The following is a 16,353-nucleotide window of genomic DNA, read 5'->3' as shown; positions in this document are numbered from 1 at the left end:
GGGGGGCGCATGACGTCGGTGCACACGTCGGCGCGGGGGCGGGACGTGCCCACGGTCGCGGGCGCGCCGAAGCCGGGAGGGTCCGGTGGCCCTCCGAAGCCGCCGGAGCGGCCGGAGCGGCCGATCGCCTGGTCGATGCTGTCGCGGGCGCTGTCGGTGCCGCTCACCCTGGGCCTGGTCTGCTTCCTGCCCGCCGTGATCGCCGCCCAGCCCGGCGGTGAGGTCCGGGACACGGCGTACTGGCTCCAGCTGGTGCTGACCTGCTACGCGGGGGCCCGGCTCGCCACGATGATCCTCTCCACCCGGCGGCGGCTGCTCCAGGGCGTCTTCTGGATGTTCGTGTACATCGCGATGGGTGTGGCGCCGTTCGCCCAGGTGGTGATCGGGCAGACGCCGACACCGATGGTGGGGCCGCGCGAGGACCTGGTCACGGCCGTCGCGATGGTTCTGGTGGGGTGTGCCGCCTACGACCTGGGGGCGCTGCTGGCGTCCCGGCGCCCGCTGCGCCGCCGGACTCCCTCGGCGCGGGGCCGCAGCGGGCCCGCCGTGGCCCATCCGCTGCGGCTGCGGCTGCTGGTGCTGCTGGCGTTCACGGCGAGCGCGTTCTACGTGCTGAAGCTGGGCGGGCCCGCGGTCTTCTTCGCCAGCCGGCAGGAGATCAACGAGACGGTCGCGGCGAGCGGGGTGGCGGCGGAGGGGTCCAATGTGGGCTCGGCGTTCCTCAAGGGATTCGGGCAGGTCCCCGCGCTGCTGGCGCTCCTCTTCTACACCCGCCGCCTGGCGACCTCGTACCGGGCCCGGCGCACACCGTCGACGGTGCTGGTGTGGGTGGCGCTGGTGGCGCTGAACCTGCTCGTGAACAACCCGGTTTCCAACGCCCGTTACTGGTTCCTCACCGTGGTGGTGGCGTTCGTGTTCGCCGCGTTCCCGAGCAGTGCGGCGGTCTACCGGACGGTGCTGACGGCGGGCGTGGTGGGGGCGCTGGTGCTGTTCCCGTACGCGGACAGGTTCCGGTACGAGGAGGGGAGCCAGCGGGCCGTGCAGTCGGCCTCGGTCTTCGATCCGCTGGTGACGAAGGACTACGACCAGATGGTGATGTTCGCCAACACCATCTCGTGGGTCGGCACCCGGGGCCACACCTATGGCCGCCAACTGGCGGGCTCCGGGCTGTTCTTCGTGCCTCGCGCGGTGTGGAGCGGGAAGCCGGAGGACACCGGGGTCCGGGTCGGGCAGTGGATGGGGCTGCGGATGACCAATCTGTCGGCCCCGCTGTGGACGGAGTTCTGGGTCGATTTCGGAGCGACCGGCATGATCGGCGGGATGGCGCTGATCGGTTACGCGTCGGCCCGCACCGACCGCCGCTACGCCCTGGCCGTCACCCGGGCGGGGCCGGGCCCCGGGAGCGTGCTGGCCATCGCCGCGCCGCTGATCGCCGGTTACACCTTCATCCTGCTGCGCGGGCCGCTCCTCCAGGCGGCGGGGAAGCTGGCGATCGCCGCGCTGTGTCTGGCCGCGATCAGTACGTTCCGGGAGCGGCGGGCAGGGCGTCGGCGCTGACGTCCTCGTCGCGGGCAGGCGTACGCCGACGCAGCCGCGCCACCCTGACCCAGGTGGCGGCTGCCTTGCAGAGGGAGCCCAGGAACAGCCCCCAGGCGGCGCCCGGGACGCCCCCGACGACGTAACCGCATGCGAGGAACGCCACGGAGGCGAGCGAGAACACCACCTGGATGGACAACGTGGTGCGCGGGTCGAGGAGCCGGAGGGCCAGCAGGCCGCAGGTGCCGGCGGCCATCGCCGCGTACTGGCTGCCGGTGGCCGGGAGCAGCTCCGCGGCCGTGGGCCAGGTGGCGCCGAGCAGGCGGCGGCCGACGGAGCCGGGCAGCAGGGCGAGGACGGTGGCCCAGGAGGCGGCCGTCAGGGCGAGGACGGCGGCCAGCGCCGCGGTGGCGCGTACCCGGAGCCGGTCGGTGGCGAGCCGTCCGAGGAGCGGGGGGCCGAAGCCGGTGGCGGAGGTGAACAGCACGTTGAGCGGGCCGAAGAGGGTGGTGGCGCCGCGCAGGGCGCCGACGACCAGCGGGTTGCCGACGGCGCCGAGGCCGAGCACGGAGAGCTGTGAGGTGGCGTTGCCGACGCCGAACTCGACGACGAACCTCCGGCCGAGGTGTCCCCTGGCGAGCAGCGGTCGCAGCGCCACCGGTGCGCCGGCGGTCCTGCAGTGCAGGGCGACGGCCGACAGCAGCAGCGCGGGCAACGCGGAGAGCCCCCAGACGGCAACCAGACGGGCGGCCGGCGCTCCGTGCGGTTGCACGGCCAGCGCGCCCATGACGCAGACGAGCCGGAGGGTGTCGGCCGCCAGGGCCAGGTGCTGGGCGTGCAGCGTGGCGAAGGCGTAACGCACGATGTCCTGCCCGAGCACCACGGGCAGGACGAGGCCCAGTGCCATCAGGGCTTGTGCCGTGGGGCCCGGCAGCAGCGCGCAGACGACGGCGAGCAGTCCGCCGAGGACGGTGGCCGCGAGGAGGGTGAAGCAGGCGGCGGTCCGGCAGGCGCCGCGGGTGTCGTCTCCCCCGCCCCGGCGCAGGACGAGCGGCTGGCCCGTATAGGCGCCGGAGACGCCGAGCAGCACGGTGAAGACGAGGTAGACGGCGGAGAAGCGGGCGAAGCCGGCGACAGTGGAGAGCCGGGCGGCGGCGACCAGCACCAGGATGTTGGTGAGGGCCGCCACCCCCTGGTCCGCGACCGAGCAGACGACCGCGGTACGGGCCCTCATCTGTGTCCGGCGGCGCTGTTGCGGCCGCCGCGCCCGTGGCCGTCGTCCACGGTGCGCAGCCCGAGCGTCTCGGCCGGGTCGCCGTGGACGGCGGCCACGTCCGGGTCGCCGTACCTGGCCGGCGGGGCGGCGGGCTCCTGCACGGCGGGCTGCCGGCCGCGCCCGTCCCGGGGGGCGTTGCGGCGGGCCCGCCGGTCCACTCGGCCGTAGCCGGGGTGGAGCAGGGTGCCCAGGACCGAGCCGCCCGCCGCGCCGATGACCTCGCGGATGCGTTCCAGGTCGCTGCGGTGCACCTCGCGCGGCCGGCAGACGATGACGACGCCTTCGACGCGGTCGACGAGGGCGACGGCGTCTGCGTACGAGAGGACCGGCGGGGCGAGCACGATGACGACCGCCCCGGGTCTGCCGCCCTCCGCCAGGATTCGGCTGACGGGGGCTGAGGTCAGGGCGCGCGGCACGTTCTCGGTGCGGCGGCCGGCGACCAGGGTGAAGGCGCCCGAGCCGGGGACGTCCACGTTGGCGCGGCTGTCGGCGGGCCAGCCGCGTTCCTGCTGGCCCGTGGCCCAGCGGGGGCCCTTGGTGCCCGGGTGGGCCACGCCCAGCTCGGCTGCCAGGGACGGGGTGCGCAGGTCGGCCTCGACGAGCAGGACGTCCCGGCCCATCTCGGCGAACGCGGCGGCGAGGTTGGCGGCGGCGGCGCGCGCCATGTCGTTGTCGCCCCGGGGCGCGGTGACCAGGAGCCGGCGGCGTTCGGCGAAGGAGGGGTCGTAGGCGAGCCGAAAGGCGACCGCCCGGTACTCCTCGGCGAGCCGGCTGCCGGGGCGGCCGATCGCGAGCAGGGAGCGGGCTCCCGCGCGCTCCCTGGGGAGGGTGCCGAGCAGCGGGGCGCCCAGCGAGCGGACGAGTTCCCGGGTGGAGCGGACGGCCGGGTCGAAGACGAGCCGCACCCAGGACATCAGCAGCCCGAGGGCGAGTCCGACGACGCCGCCGAGTCCGAGCAGCAGTGGCAGCCCGGCCCCGGTGGGGTGCTGCGGGGCGACGGGTTTCTTGTTGAGGTAGCCGGGCGTGGTGTCCAGGGCGCGGAGTTCGGAGATCTTCTGGTTGAGCGCGGAGATGGCGACGATCAGGTTGGCGCGTGCGCTGGTGACGTCGTCGCCGCTCGTCCCGGTCTCCTGCTCGGCGAGGCGGTCGCGCTGTTCGGTGAGCGGTTTGAGCTGGGCGCGGTAGCCGTCGACCATGTTGTCGATGCTGTCCTCGGTGCGCTCGCGCCGTATCTCCAGGTAGGCCTCGGCGAGCGCCTGGGCCCTGGCCCTGGCCTCCTCGGGGGTGCGGCCGGTGTAGGCGAACTTGAGGACGAGGGTGTTGGGCGGGTTGGTGACCTGGAGCCCGGAGAGCAGCGCGCCGACCTCCACGGTGTCGCCCTGTTTGGCGAGGGTGCCGGCCGCGATGGTGCCCACGGCGTCGCTGACGGCGGTCTGGCGTTCGGAGCCGATGTTGATGCCCTTGTCGGCCGAGGCCCCGGCGGCGAACGGGTCGGAGGCGGCGGAGCGTACGGACACCTCACCGGTGGCGGCGTAGGTGTCCTCGCCGCTCAGGGCGAGCCAGCCGCCGCCGAGGAGCCCGAGGAGCACACCGGTGACGAGGAGGGTCCGGTAGCGCAGTAGCTGGCGGAACTGGTCCCTGAGCAGTGCGGGTTCGTCCTGCTCGTCCAGCGTGCGGATCGGTTCGGTCATCGGCGGCGTCCCTCTCGGTGGTCCCGCAAGGCCTCGGTGAGCAGGGCGTCGAACCGGGCGAGTGCGGCTTCCCGGCCCAGATACCTGTCCACGTACCGCGGTCCGTTGGCGCCGAGTGCGTCGGCCTCGGCGGGTGACTCGATGAGCTTGCGTACGGCGCCGAGCACGGCGGCCGGGTCCTCGGGCGCGACGAGGAGTCCTGCCCCGGAGCGCCGTACCTCCTCGGCGGTGCCGCCCTCGTCGGCCACGGAGGCGACGACGGGGCGGCCGGACACGAAGTAGGAGGTGAGCTTGGAGGGCACGCTCATGTCGAGCACCGAGGCCCGTTGGGTGACGGCAAGGACGTCGGCGGCGGCCAGGATGTCGGTGAAATCCTCCGCGTCGGCGGGCGGCAGGAAGTCCAGGTTGGGCAGTCCGGCGGCGCCGGCGCGCAGGGCGTCGCGCTGATTGCCGTCGCCCATCAGGACGATCCGGATCTCGGGGGCGAGCCTGGCCGCGTCGACCAGGACCTCCAGGCCCTGCTTGAGCCCCATGTTCCCGGAGTGCAGGACGACGGGCGTGCCCTCGCACCAGCCGAGCCGGGCCCGGGTGGCGGCGCGGCCGGCCGAAGGGGTGCGCACATGGCTCCAGTTGGGGACGACCCGGATGCGGCCGGGGTCCACCCCGTAGGCGGTGACGCGGGGGACGAAGCTCTCGTGGATGACGCCGACGAGGGTGGCGGCGCCCAGCGCGAACCGCTCGGCCCTCGCGGCGAGGGCCGCCGCCCTGTCCCCGCCCCGGATGCCGCTCTGGGCCGCGGCGGCGCCCATCAGGTCCTGGACGACCGGGACGTACGGCACCCGGAGGCTGCGGGCGGTACGGGCGCCGATGACGCCGCCGGCGAGGCTGGGCATCTGGGCGACCACCGCGTCGGGGCGCACGCCGGGCGGGGCGAGGAGGCCGTGCGCCAGGACGCTCGCCTCGAAGGCGGCTCTGCGTAACGCGCTCTGCCGGGCCGGCACGTAGTGGCGCCTGCGGTGGACGGTGACGCCCTCGCGCCGCTCCTCGGTGCGCCACACACCCCGGTAGGCCGCGTCGGTGCGCCAGGCCGGGTAGTGCGGCATGCCGGTCAGGACGTGGGTGTCGGCGCCGGACGCGGCCCAGTGCTCGGCGAGCTGGGCGGCGTACGGGCCGATGCCGGTCAGCTCCGGTGCGTAGTTCGTGGACACCACCAGCAGGCGCCGGTGCTCGAACGGTCTGCGGTGCTCTGGGTCTTCCATCGGACGATCGCCTTCCCCCCCGGAGCCATCAGTGTTCCACCGAGGAACAGCCCCAAAAGCGAGCTTATCCGTTCATGAGATGAGCAAGTGGTCTTCACAGTAAGGTCGTTGGACTATCGCGGACATCGCGTTCACCGTGGGGGGAGAGAACGGATGGTGCACAGGGTCGGCTACGCGCCGGGGGTCTACGACCTGTTCCATGTGGGACACCTCAATATCCTTCGTCATGCGCGGAGCCAGTGCGACTACCTGGTCGCGGGGGTGGTCTCCGACGAGATGGCCGCCCTGGCCAAGGGACACCGTCCGGTGATCCCGCTCCCGGAACGGCTGGAGATCGTGCGGAGCGTGCGGTACGTGGACGCTGCCTTCGTCGAGACCGTCCCGGAGAAGGTCGAGACGTGGCAGCAGGTCAGGTTCGACGTCATCTTCAAGGGGGACGACTGGCGGGACACGGACAAGGGCAGGAAGCTCGAACGCGACTTCGCCGAGGTCGGCGTGGAGGTCGTGTACTTCCCTTACACCGTGCATACCTCAAGCACCCAGTTGCGCCGGGCGCTGGACACGCTCGTCAGTGCGCCCGGAGCGCTTTCAGCTCCCTGAACCACTTGCCCAGGAACAGGACGAGGAACAGCGCGTGCACGGCGGCGAGTACGGCGTATCCGACCCGGAACGCCGTCTCGTCGCCGAGCAGCAGGAACACCAGGCAGAACACCCCGTAGTCGGCGGGCAGCAGCGCCACGGCCCGCAGCCGGGACGTAGGCGCGGCAGGGGCGGGTGCGGGGGCGGCCGCCGCCTTGCCGAGCTGTTCGCGCAGCAGCCCCGCGCAGAACGTCAGCACCGCGACGAACAGGAATCCGAGCGGCAGCAGCAGCCAGCCGTCGCCCGGCAGGGCGAACCAGCGCTGGAACGAGACGAGTACGGCGGTGTGGACGAGGACCATCTTGGCGCAGTCGACGACGTGGTCCAGCCATTCGCCGTCGGGCCCGCCGCGCCCGGTCAGCCGCGCGAGCTGCCCGTCCGCCGAGTCGAGGGCGAAACCCACGGCGAGCCCGAGGTAGACGAGCACGGCGAGCCAGGGACCCGGGCGGACGAGCGCCACACCTGCCAGGGCGCCGAAGGTGAGAACCGCGCTCACCAGGGTGACCTGATTGGGCGTCATGCCGAGCCGGTACGCGCCGACGGCGAAGACCCTCCCGGCCGGACGGTTCACGTACCGGGAGTAGAGCGATACCCCCTTGGCCGATTTCTGCGCACTGCGCAGCTGACGCAGCACCGTCGACGTGCTCTCCATACGCCCCCCAGCGTGTCGGCGTTCCCCAACGCTCCCCCGGCGGCGCACACCGTGCACCGCCGGAGCCGCATCATGGCACGGGCCGCCGCCCCGCGCGGGTGGTTCGCCCCACCTGGTGCCCGCACGGCGGCGGTTGACCGGAAGCCGCCGCCCCGGAGCCGGTCAGGCGGAGGCCGTGCGGCACTCCGGGTGGCCCCAGCCGTGGTCGTTCTTCGCGATCATGTCCTTGGCGGCGTACGGCTTCCCGCAGTGGCACCGGCCGGCGAACTTGGCCCGGATGGTGGCGCCGGTGCGCCCCGTGCCGCCCGCCTTCTTCACCGCGGTGCCGGTCCGGCGGCCCTCGGTGGCGCGGGAGGGCGCGGGGACGGGGGTGGCCGAGCCGTGCGAGGTGCCGGCGGCGCTCTGGCTGACGGCCACCTCGCTGGCGGCCTGGTCGGCGAGTGCGTTGAGCGGGTCGCCGTCCACCTGGTGCGCCGGTACGTAGACGAAGGTGACGGCCCGTCCGCCGAGGAGTTCGTCGATGCGGGTCACCAGCTCGCGGTTGGCGACGGGCTTGCCGGCCGAGGTCTTCCAGCCGTTGCGCTTCCAGCCGGGCAGCCACTTGGTGACCGCGTTCATCGCGTACTGCGAGTCCATCCGGACCTCGAGCGCCACGGCCGGGTCCACGGACTCCAGGAGCTCCTGCAGGGCGGTGAGCTCGGCGATGTTGTTGGTGGCGGTGCCGAGCGGCCCCGCCTCCCACCGCTGGGGCCGCCCCTCGGCGTCGGCCACCACATAGGCCCAGGCCGCGGGCCCCGGATTACCCTTCGACGCCCCGTCACACGCGGCGATCTTGCGCTCGTTCATACCCCCGATCATGCCAGCGCCGGGACCCGGCCCTTGCCGCCCACTCCCACCTGCGGCCATCACGGTGGGTGATGCTTCGGCGTGCGTTGGTGACGGCGCGCTGCTTCCCTGAAGGAGCCCGCTCTCCCCTACCGTCCCCGAGGAGTGACGATGAGCGTTGCACGAGAGGTGAACCGAGCCCAGCAGATGCGCGAGAAGGCGCGGCACCTGACCGAGGCCGCGGAGCGCACCGGCGACCCGGAGCAGCGCCGCCGGCTGCAGGAGAAGGCCCGAAAGCTCCAGGAGCAGAGCGAGCAGCAGGACGGCCGGGAGAACAACGGCCTGCCCGTGTGACGACACGGCACACAGACCGGTGGACTGTCACTCTTCCATGAGTGGGTGGCAGTCCACCGTCGTGTTCGCGGGGCGCCGCCGGGTCGTTGATCACCCCCGCCTACGATGGCCCCGCGAGTGAGTACGACGGAAGGCGGGGCCTGCCATGAACGGTCAATCGGTCACTGTGGTCACCGGCGGCAGCCGCGGCATCGGTGCGGCGGTCTGCGTACGGCTGGCAGGTGAGGGCCATGACATCGCGCTGGCCTACCACTCGGACTCCTCGGCGGCCGAGTCCGTCGCCGAAGCGGTACGCGCGACGGGCCGGCGCTGCGTGACGGTCCGGGCGGACACGGCCGACGAGGCGGACGTCGACCGGCTCTTCGACACCGCGGCCGCCGAGCTGGGCCCGGTCACCGGCCTGGTCAACAACGCGGGCATGAGCGGCCCGGTCGGTCCCCTGGCCGACGCCGACGCGGCGGGCATGCGGCGCGCCCTGGAGGTCAACGTCCTCGGCTACCTGCTCTGCGCGCGCCGCGCGGTACGCGACATGACGGCCTCGGGCGGCGGGGCGGTCGTCAACGTCTCCTCTGCCGCCGCCACGCTGGGCAGCCCCGGCGAGTACGTGCACTACGCCGCCGCCAAGGGCGCCGTCGACACGATGACCGTCGGCCTTTCCAAGGAGGTCGGCCCGGCCGGCATCCGCGTCAACGCGGTCGCCCCCGGCGTCATCCGCACCGAATTCCACGCGGACCCCGAGCGCCCCGACAAACTCGGCCCCGCCACCCCCCTGGGCCGCCCCGGCCTCCCGGAGGAGATCGCCGGCGCCGTGGCCTGGCTCCTCTCCCCGGACGCGTCGTACGCGACGGGAACGGTGATGCGGGTGGCAGGCGGCCGGTAGCCGCCGCTCCGGGTCACCCCGCTCCCCGTACCAGCAGCAGCGCCACGTCCGCCGTTGCCACGATCGCGGCGGCCGCCAGTGGGGCCTTGCGCCAATTGGGGGTGAGGAGGAGGCCGGTCAGGGCGGTGGGGAGGGCCAGGGTCAGGGTGGTCGTGCCCCAGGGGCCGGGTGGGCCCGGGGGGCCCAGTGCGAGGGTGGCGGAGGCTGCCAGGAGCGGTACGGGGAGCAGGGCGGCCGTCGCGGTGGGGCCGAGGCGCTGGGGCAGGCCGCGTACGCCCGCGCGCAGGTCGTCCTCGATGTCGGGGAGTACGTCACCCAGGTGGGCGGCGACGCCCAGCAGGGCGCCGGCGGTCGGCAGCCACCAGGGCGGGGGCGGACCGCCGGGTACCGTCAGGGCCGCCATGGCGGGGAGGACGGCGAAGCCCGTCGCGTACGGCAGCCAGGACAGGGGCGTCGCCTTCACGCCGAGGTTGTACGCCCAGGCCGCGGCGACCGCCGCGAGGTGCAGGGTTCCGGCGAGCGGGCCGCAGGTCAGGGAGAGCGGGACGCAGAGCAGGGCCGCGGTGAGGGCCGCCGTCCACACCGTACGCGCGCCCACCGAGCCGTCGGCCACCGGTTTGCCGCGCCGCCCGGCCACCGCGTCCCGCCCGGCGTCGAACGCGTCGTTGCACCAGCCCACCGAGAGCTGACCGGTGAGCACGGCGGCGACCAGCAGGGCACGCCGCACCCCGTCGAGACCGGCCCCCGTGGCGAGGAGCGCGGCGATCACGGTCACCGCGACCACCGGGCCCGGGTGGCAGGAGCGGGCCAGGGCGGCCGCGCTGCGGAGGGGCTGGGCCGGGGCGGCGGAGGTGAGCGGAGGTTCCGGGGTGCCCATGGCGTGATCGTAGGGGACACCCGCATGGGTTGTTTGCGGTGGTTCGTCCCTCTCGTGGGGCAGGGATGAGCGCATGACGCATCCTCAGCGGGACCCGCGATGACCCGGATCGCGGCCGTGCACGGCACCCCGGCCCCGTACCGGCACACGCAGCGGGAGGTCACCGACATGGTGGCCCGGACGTGTCTGCCACCGGGTGCGGACCGGCGTGTCCTGGACCGGCTGCACGCCAACGCCCGGGTGGGCGCCCGGAACATGGTGCTTCCCCTGGAGCGGTACGGGGACCTGCGCGGCTTCGGGGAAGCCAACGACGTGTTCATCGGCGCGGCGGTCGATCTGGGCGCCGAGGCGCTGCGCGGGGCTCTGCGGACGGCGGGGCTGCGGCCGGAGGACGTGGACCTGCTGATGTTCACGTCCGTGACGGGCGTGGCCGCGCCCTCCGTGGACGCCCGGCTCGTGGGGCGGCTCGGGCTGCGGCCCGATGTGAAGCGGCTGCCGGTGTTCGGGCTCGGCTGTGTGGCGGGGGCAGCCGGGGTGGCCCGGCTGCACGACTACCTGCTGGGCCGGCCCGACGACGTAGCGGTGCTGCTCTCGGTGGAGCTGTGTTCGCTGACGTTCCAGCGGTGGGACGCGGCCCCGGCGAACCTGGTGGCGACCGCGCTGTTCGGTGACGGGGCGGCCGCCGTCGTGGCGTTCGGCGCGGGCCGGGGGTCCGGCGAGGGCCCCGAGGTGGTGGCCACGCGCAGCCGTATGTATCCGGACACCGCGCACGTGATGGGCTGGGACATCCGCGACACCGGTTTCAAGGTGATGCTCGACCCCGGCGTGCCGGACGTGGTGCGCCGATATCTGGCGGACGACGTGAGCCAATTCCTCGCGGAGCACGGGCTGAAGCCGAAGGACGTGGCGCACTGGGTGTGCCATCCGGGCGGCCCCAAGGTCCTGGAAGCCGTGTCCGACGTCCTGTCGCTGCCCGAGGGGGCGCTCGACGTGACCTGGCGGTCGCTCGCCGAGGTGGGCAACCTCTCCTCGGCCTCGGTGCTCCACGTGCTGCGCGACACCCTGGAGCAACGCCGTCCGGAGCGGGGCTCGCCGGGTCTGCTGATGGCCATGGGCCCCGGCTTCTGCAGCGAACTCGTGCTTCTGCGCTGGTAGACAGGAGAAGAACATGGTCTGGTACGCCGCGCTGGTGCTGGCCGTCGCCGGGGAACGCGTCGCCGAACTCGCCGTCGCCCTGCGCAACACCCGCTGGGCCCGGGCGAGGGGCGGTGTCGAGTCGGGCCGGGGCCACTATCCGGCGATGGTCGCCCTGCACACGGCGCTGCTCGCGGGCTGCCTGGTCGAGGCGGCGGTGGCGGACCGGCCGTTCGTGCCACTGCCCGGCTGGGCGATGGTGGCGGTGGTCCTGGCCGCGCAGGGCCTGCGCTGGTGGTGCATCCGTACGCTCGGACACCGCTGGAACACGCGCGTCGTCGTGGTGCCCGGTCTGCCCCTGGTGACGGGCGGCCCGTACCGGCTGCTGCGCCACCCCAACTACGTGGCCGTCGCGGCCGAGGGCATCGCGCTGCCGCTGGTGCACGGCGCGTGGGTGACGGCCGCGGTCTTCACCGTGTGCAACGCGGTGCTGATGGCCGTACGGGTGCGGTGCGAGGAGGCGGCGCTCGCCTCCGCTTCGGGCGTGCCGGCGTGATCGACCTGCTGGTGGCGGGAGGCGGCCCGGCCGGGCTGGCCGCGGCGATCCGGGCCGCGGGGCTCGGCATGGAGGCCGTGGTCGTGGAGCCCCGCCCGGCCCCTGTCGACAAGGCGTGCGGCGAGGGGATCATGCCCAGCGGCGTGGCGGCGCTGGCGGCCCTCGGTGTCCCGGTGGGCGGGCGGCCGCTGCACGGCATCCGGTACGTGGCGGGCCCGCGCAGCGCGGTCGCCCCGTTCCGGGGCGGATCGGGGCTCGGGGTCCGGCGCACCGTCCTGCACTCCGCGCTGCACCGACGGGCGCTGGAGCTGGGCGTCCGTATCGTCCCCGGCAAGGTGGCCGGTGTGCGGCAGGAGGAGGACCGGGTGACGGCCTGCGGTCTTTCGGCCCGCTGGCTGATCGCCGCCGACGGGCTGCACTCGCCGCTGCGCCGGGAGCTGGGGCTCGACGGGCCACCGGCGCCGGTGCGCCGGTACGGGCTGCGGCGCCACTACCGCGTGGACCCGTGGGCGGACTTCGTGGAGGTGCACTGGTCGCGGCACGGCGAGGCGTACGTGACACCGCTCGGCGACGGCTCGGTGGGGGTTGCGGTGCTCAGCCGGGAGCGCCTGCCGTACGGGCGTCACCTGGCCGCCTTCCCCCGGCTCGCCGAGCTGCTGACGGGCCGGGAGGCGGGGCCCGTACGCGGTGCCGGGCCGCTGCGTCAGCGGGCGCGGGCGCGGCGGGCCGGGCGGGTGCTGCTGGTCGGGGACGCGGCGGGCTACCTGGACGCGCTGACCGGCGAGGGCGTCGCGCTGGCCGTGGCGACGGCGGGCGCCGCCGTGGAGGCGCTGGCGGCCGGCCGGCCGGAGGCGTACCCGGCCCGCTGGCAGCGGCTGACGCTGCGTCACCGGCTGCTGACGGCCGGGCTGCTGGCGGCGGCCCGGCGCCCCGCCACGGCCCGGCTGGTCGTACCGGCGGCACACCGGGCTCCGGCGGTTTTCGCGGCGGCGGTGCGCGCGTTGCAGTAGAAGTGTGGGAGTACCGGAACACGACCGGAGCAGGAAGGGGTCTGCCATGTCAGCGGGACAACCTCGCACAGCGGCGGCGGTGTTCGACGCCCTGGGCACCGTATACGAGGAGGCGTTCGCCGGTTCGGCCGCGCACCGGGCATCGCTGGACCGGCTCCTGGCGGTGCTGCCCGAGCACGGCCGGGTGCTGGACATCGGCAGCGGCACGGGCCGGCCGACGGCCCAGACCCTCGTCGACGCCGGCCACGAGGTGCTGGGGGTCGACGTCTCGCCGGTGATGGTGGACATCGCCTCGCGCCAGGTGCCCGCGGCCGAATTCCGGTGCGCCGACATCCGCACGCTCGCGCTGGAGGACGGCGCGTTCGACGCGGTGTGCATGTACTTCGCGCTGTTGCAGATGTCGCGCTCCGAGCAGGGCGACGTACTGCGGCTGGCCGCGCGCGTCCTGCGGCCGGAGGGCCATCTGGCGGTGGCGACGGTGCCGCTGGACGTCGAGGGGGTCGGCGGCACGTTCATGGGTCAGCCGGTGGAGGTCACCAGCTTCGGCGAGGACGCGTTCACCGCTCTGGTGGAGGAGGCCGGGTTCAGCGTGCTGTCGCGCACGAGCACCATGTTCGTCCCCGCCGTCCCGGCGGCCGTCCCCGAACCGCAGATGTTCCTGCTCGCCCGGCGGCGCTGAGCCGGGCAGCGGTCCCCGTCGTCCCGGGCCCGGGCGGACATGCCGTGCCGTCCCGGCCGGACCACAATGAATTGGCGGGCGCGCTGCGGGTACCCGGCGCCGCGAGGCTACCGATGACCCCGCCGCCTGCCCGCGGGGACGACGACGGAGGATCTTCATGACCGACCGCAGACCAGAGGGACCCGTTCACGAGGGTGCGTCCCCGAGTCCCCCTCCGGTGCCCGCGGACATGCCCGACCAGCAGGTCCAGGAGGGCGAGGACCCGATGGACGTGCCGCCGCCGCCGCGTGCCGGGCGCGACGGGGACGACTCCCGCGACCTTCCCGATCCGGACGAGTCCGGGTCCGGGCGCGGTGAGGCCCGCAACGCCGGGGTGCATCCGGAGCACCCGGTGCCGGACGAGTCGCCGGGCTGAGCGTGCCCCGTGAGCGCCGGAGCGCCCGGCGCGCCCTGGCGCTCGCGGTGGCGCCCTGCCTCGCGCTGGTGCTCGCCGCCCCGGCGGCCCGCGCGGACGCCGGGCCCCGGCAGGCGGCTCCCGCGCGGCACACCGCCGGTGCCTGCGACCCGGACCGCGAGCGCTGCCTGGACGGCGAGCGCCTGCTGTACTGGTACGGCTACGGGCTCGGGGTGCACCCGTTCACCACACCGGAGGCCGTGCGCCGGCAGCTGACCGGCCACTTCTGGCTGTTCCCGGTGAGCGGCGACTGCCCGGACCGCGTCCGTTCGGGTGACACCTGCGACCTGCTCGGCACCAATCCGGTGCGTGTGGAGTCCGCCGCCGGCGACCACCTCCAGATCGCCACGCTCCGCGGTCACGACCTGGGCGCGGGCCTGCACATCCGGTTCACCTTCACGCGCACCTTCGGCTTCCACTACCTGGACGTCGCCGCGTGGCAGGACCGGGAGACCTCCTGCACCAGGAGCGTGCCGTGCGGCGCGGCGAGCCGGGCGGGCGCCTGGGCGCTGTGGCGGGTCCTCGCCGCCACCCTGACGGTGTCGGCCTGGGCGGCCTGACCGTCCCGGACTGCGAGGACCGGCCGGCCGTTCGATCATGGAGGCTATGGCCCCCACCTCCTCGGACGCCTCCGGGGCGCTCCCCTCGATCGCACCGATGCTGGCCGTGCCGGGACCGCTGCCCGTACCGGACGCGGAGTGGGCGTTCGAGGCCAAGTGGGACGGGGCCCGCTGCGTCGTCACGGCACCCGGAGACGGCACGCTGCGCCTGACCTCACGGGCCCGCAACGACGTCACGCCGACCTATCCGGAGCTGCACGCCCTCGCAGACGTGCTTCGCGGGCGCAGCGTGGTCCTGGACGGCGAGATCGTGGCCCTGGACGGGTCGGGGCGGTCCGACTTCGGGCTGCTCCAGCGCCGGATGGGCATCATGAACGCCCGCCGCGCCGCCCGCCTGGCGCTGGACTTCCCCGCGCATCTGGTCGTCTTCGACGTGCTGTTCCTCGACGGCCGTGTGCTGACCTCCCTGGCCTACGAGGAGCGGCGCGCGGTCCTCGCCGGGGTGCTGTCCGCGGGGCCGCACTGGTCGGTGCCGTCCTATGTGCGCGGTCAGGGCGCGAAGGCGTGGGACACCGTCGTGCGCGGCGGTCTGGAGGGGGTGGTGGCCAAGCGGCTGTCCTCTCCGTACACGCCGGGGCTGCGTTCACCCGACTGGCGCAAGACGAAGCGGGTCGAGACGCTGGACGTGGTCATCGGCGGCTGGACCCAGCGCAAGGGCGCGCCCACGGGTGTGCCGGGGGCCGTGCTGGTCGGGGTGGACGACCCGGCCGGCCTGCGGTACGCGGGCTCCGTGGGGTCGGGGATGTCGGACCGGGAGCTGGGCGACCTGCGGGAGTACCTGAGGGTCATCGCGCGTCCGGCCTCCCCGTTCACGGGTCCGGTCGACGTGGCAGGGGCGCACTGGGTGGAACCCCGGCTGGTCGCGGAGGTCAGCGCGTCGCAGTGGACGGCGGCGGGGCGGCTGCGGCACCCGGTGTGGCAGCGGCTGCGGCCGGACCTGACCCGGCTGGGCTGAGGGCGCGGCAGGGCGTGTCAGTGGGGCAGCGTGAGCCTGCGGGACACGAGGACTGCGGCCGACAGCAGCTCCTGGCGGACCTGCGAGGGGCGGTACATCCGGTCGGAGCGGAAGGAGATGCCGAGCGATCCCACCTGCTCGCCGCTGTAGACCGGCACCGCCACGCAGGTGGTGCCGCGCACGTACTCCTCGCGGTCCATGACCACCGGCGCGGGCGAGCCGTCCAGCTCCCGGACCAGCTCGTCCTTGTGCGTGATGGTGCGGGGGGTGAGCCCGGTCAGGTCGTGCCGGGAGAAGTAGTCGGCGCGGGCCTCCTCGTCGAGCTCGCGCAGCACGCTTTTGCCGAGGGCCGTGGCGTGTCCGGCCTCGTCGAGGCCCACCCAGAGGTCCACGCGCGGGGTGCGGACGCTGTCGACGATCTCCATGACCCGGATCTCGCCGTCCACGTAGAGCGTCAGGTAGGCGGCGGCCCACGTGTCGTTGCGCAGGGCGGTGAGGGCGGGCCGTACGCGGGCGGGCACCGGCTGTGTGCCGGGGCCGCCGCCCGGGGCGGTGTCGGCGAGGACGAAGGTGTGGTCCTCCAGCTCCCTCAGGTAGCCGTCGCCGACCAGCATGGGCAGCAGTTCGCCCACCGCTGCCGGGGGAAGCCCCGCTTCCCGGGCCAGCTGCTGCGCGGTGGCCTCGCCCCCGTGCGCCCCGGCGGCCTCCAGCAGGCGGAGAGCGCGCCGCACGGCGGCGACGGGTTCGGGGCCGGCGTGGTCGGCCATGACCACCAGCATGGCCCGGCTGCCAAGAACCGGCAAAACGTCCTCGTGGGAGCAGTGCGTCCGGGGGACGTTTTGGGGCGTGACGCAAGCCATCTTTTGCGCTCGCGATCTCGGGGGAAGTCTCCGGTACGGTGTCGAACGCTCCGGTCCCGGAGGGTTACGGAGCACCTCGCCACCGCCGTACGGTCT

At 74.3% G+C, this 16,353-nt stretch carries 18 protein-coding genes; 11 read left to right on the top strand and 7 right to left on the bottom strand.

Annotated elements, in window-relative coordinates; genetic code table 11:
- The first annotated feature begins 9 nt into the window (after nucleotides 1-9).
- Nucleotides 10-1,557, top strand: a complete 1,548-nt coding sequence (locus BLW14_RS29410) for a hypothetical protein (RefSeq protein ID WP_093710883.1) — start codon at nucleotides 10-12, stop codon at nucleotides 1,555-1,557.
- Here BLW14_RS29410 and BLW14_RS29405 read toward each other — a convergent pair.
- The 3 genes from BLW14_RS29405 to BLW14_RS29395 are packed head-to-tail and all read right to left on the bottom strand — an operon-like array spanning nucleotide 1,517 to nucleotide 5,762.
- Complete coding sequence (locus BLW14_RS29405) at nucleotides 1,517-2,770, bottom strand: MATE family efflux transporter (protein ID WP_093710147.1); 1,254 nt, start codon at nucleotides 2,768-2,770, stop codon at nucleotides 1,517-1,519. The two genes, BLW14_RS29410 and BLW14_RS29405, sit on opposite strands and share 41 nt — an antisense overlap.
- A complete protein-coding gene (locus tag BLW14_RS29400) occupies nucleotides 2,767-4,503 on the bottom strand; it encodes a P-loop NTPase family protein (RefSeq protein WP_093710146.1) in 1,737 nt (578 codons plus the stop codon). Before BLW14_RS29400 ends, BLW14_RS29405 begins: the two co-directional genes overlap by 4 nt.
- Nucleotides 4,500-5,762: a glycosyltransferase gene (locus BLW14_RS29395; protein ID WP_093710145.1), complete on the bottom strand. Its 1,263-nt coding sequence runs from the start codon at nucleotides 5,760-5,762 to the stop codon at nucleotides 4,500-4,502. The genes BLW14_RS29400 and BLW14_RS29395 overlap by 4 nt, the downstream gene beginning before the upstream one ends.
- A 153-nt stretch (nucleotides 5,763-5,915) precedes the next feature.
- Here BLW14_RS29395 and BLW14_RS29390 point away from each other — a divergent pair, with 153 nt between their 5' ends.
- On the top strand, nucleotides 5,916-6,362 hold the full coding sequence (locus tag BLW14_RS29390; RefSeq protein ID WP_093710144.1) for an FAD synthase family protein: 447 nt from the start codon (nucleotides 5,916-5,918) through the stop codon (nucleotides 6,360-6,362).
- Here the strand turns inward: BLW14_RS29390 and BLW14_RS29385 are convergent.
- Together BLW14_RS29385 and BLW14_RS29380 are read right to left on the bottom strand one after the other, a co-directional pair.
- Nucleotides 6,331-7,053 (bottom strand): CDP-alcohol phosphatidyltransferase family protein, encoded by a 723-nt coding sequence (locus BLW14_RS29385; RefSeq protein ID WP_093710143.1) that lies wholly within the window; start codon nucleotides 7,051-7,053, stop codon nucleotides 6,331-6,333. The two genes, BLW14_RS29390 and BLW14_RS29385, sit on opposite strands and share 32 nt — an antisense overlap.
- 162 nt (nucleotides 7,054-7,215) lie before the next feature.
- Nucleotides 7,216-7,899: a ribonuclease H family protein gene (locus tag BLW14_RS29380; protein WP_018524609.1), complete on the bottom strand. Its 684-nt coding sequence runs from the start codon at nucleotides 7,897-7,899 to the stop codon at nucleotides 7,216-7,218.
- 150 nt (nucleotides 7,900-8,049) lie between these two features.
- Here BLW14_RS29380 and BLW14_RS34285 point away from each other — a divergent pair, with 150 nt between their 5' ends.
- Complete coding sequence (locus BLW14_RS34285) at nucleotides 8,050-8,232, top strand: DUF6381 family protein (RefSeq protein WP_132902517.1); 183 nt, start codon at nucleotides 8,050-8,052, stop codon at nucleotides 8,230-8,232.
- Nucleotides 8,233-8,377: 145 nt separating this feature from the next.
- The gene (locus BLW14_RS29375) at nucleotides 8,378-9,112 is read left to right on the top strand and encodes an SDR family NAD(P)-dependent oxidoreductase (protein ID WP_093710142.1); all 735 of its coding nucleotides are present in this window, start codon (nucleotides 8,378-8,380) and stop codon (nucleotides 9,110-9,112) included.
- Between the two features lie 13 nt (nucleotides 9,113-9,125).
- On the opposite strand, the gene BLW14_RS29370 is transcribed toward BLW14_RS29375, so the two are convergent.
- Nucleotides 9,126-9,989, bottom strand: a complete 864-nt coding sequence (locus BLW14_RS29370; protein ID WP_093710141.1) for a UbiA family prenyltransferase — start codon at nucleotides 9,987-9,989, stop codon at nucleotides 9,126-9,128.
- A 99-nt stretch (nucleotides 9,990-10,088) separates the two neighbouring features.
- Between BLW14_RS29370 and BLW14_RS29365 the strand changes: the two genes are divergently transcribed.
- The 7 genes from BLW14_RS29365 to ligD all read left to right on the top strand — a co-directional run bounded on the left by BLW14_RS29365 (nucleotide 10,089) and on the right by ligD (nucleotide 15,397).
- A complete protein-coding gene (locus BLW14_RS29365) occupies nucleotides 10,089-11,144 on the top strand; it encodes a type III polyketide synthase (RefSeq protein ID WP_093710140.1) in 1,056 nt (351 codons plus the stop codon).
- Nucleotides 11,145-11,157: 13 nt separating this feature from the next.
- A complete protein-coding gene (locus BLW14_RS29360; protein ID WP_093710139.1) occupies nucleotides 11,158-11,679 on the top strand; it encodes an isoprenylcysteine carboxyl methyltransferase family protein in 522 nt (173 codons plus the stop codon).
- Entirely contained in the window at nucleotides 11,676-12,689 is a 1,014-nt protein-coding gene (locus tag BLW14_RS29355; RefSeq protein ID WP_093710138.1) for an NAD(P)/FAD-dependent oxidoreductase, read from the top strand. The genes BLW14_RS29360 and BLW14_RS29355 overlap by 4 nt, the downstream gene beginning before the upstream one ends.
- A 46-nt stretch (nucleotides 12,690-12,735) precedes the next feature.
- Entirely contained in the window at nucleotides 12,736-13,368 is a 633-nt protein-coding gene (locus tag BLW14_RS29350) for a class I SAM-dependent methyltransferase (protein WP_177154141.1), read from the top strand.
- Nucleotides 13,369-13,525: 157 nt separating this feature from the next.
- Nucleotides 13,526-13,783: a hypothetical protein gene (locus BLW14_RS29345; RefSeq protein WP_177154140.1), complete on the top strand. Its 258-nt coding sequence runs from the start codon at nucleotides 13,526-13,528 to the stop codon at nucleotides 13,781-13,783.
- A 2-nt stretch (nucleotides 13,784-13,785) separates the two neighbouring features.
- The gene (locus tag BLW14_RS29340; protein ID WP_093710135.1) at nucleotides 13,786-14,382 is read left to right on the top strand and encodes a hypothetical protein; all 597 of its coding nucleotides are present in this window, start codon (nucleotides 13,786-13,788) and stop codon (nucleotides 14,380-14,382) included.
- A gap of 46 nt (nucleotides 14,383-14,428) precedes the next feature.
- The gene (gene ligD / locus BLW14_RS29335) at nucleotides 14,429-15,397 is read left to right on the top strand and encodes a non-homologous end-joining DNA ligase (RefSeq protein WP_093710134.1); all 969 of its coding nucleotides are present in this window, start codon (nucleotides 14,429-14,431) and stop codon (nucleotides 15,395-15,397) included.
- Nucleotides 15,398-15,414: 17 nt separating this feature from the next.
- On the opposite strand, the gene BLW14_RS29330 is transcribed toward ligD, so the two are convergent.
- Nucleotides 15,415-16,164, bottom strand: coding sequence for an IclR family transcriptional regulator (locus BLW14_RS29330; RefSeq protein ID WP_256332911.1), 750 nt, complete (start codon nucleotides 16,162-16,164; stop codon nucleotides 15,415-15,417).
- Nucleotides 16,165-16,353: the final 189 nt, after the last annotated feature.

Source organism: Streptomyces sp. 2131.1, assembly GCF_900105515.1.
In the GTDB taxonomy this organism is placed as follows: domain Bacteria; phylum Actinomycetota; class Actinomycetes; order Streptomycetales; family Streptomycetaceae; genus Streptomyces; species Streptomyces drozdowiczii.
This window is presented reverse-complemented; position numbering and strand designations above follow the sequence as displayed.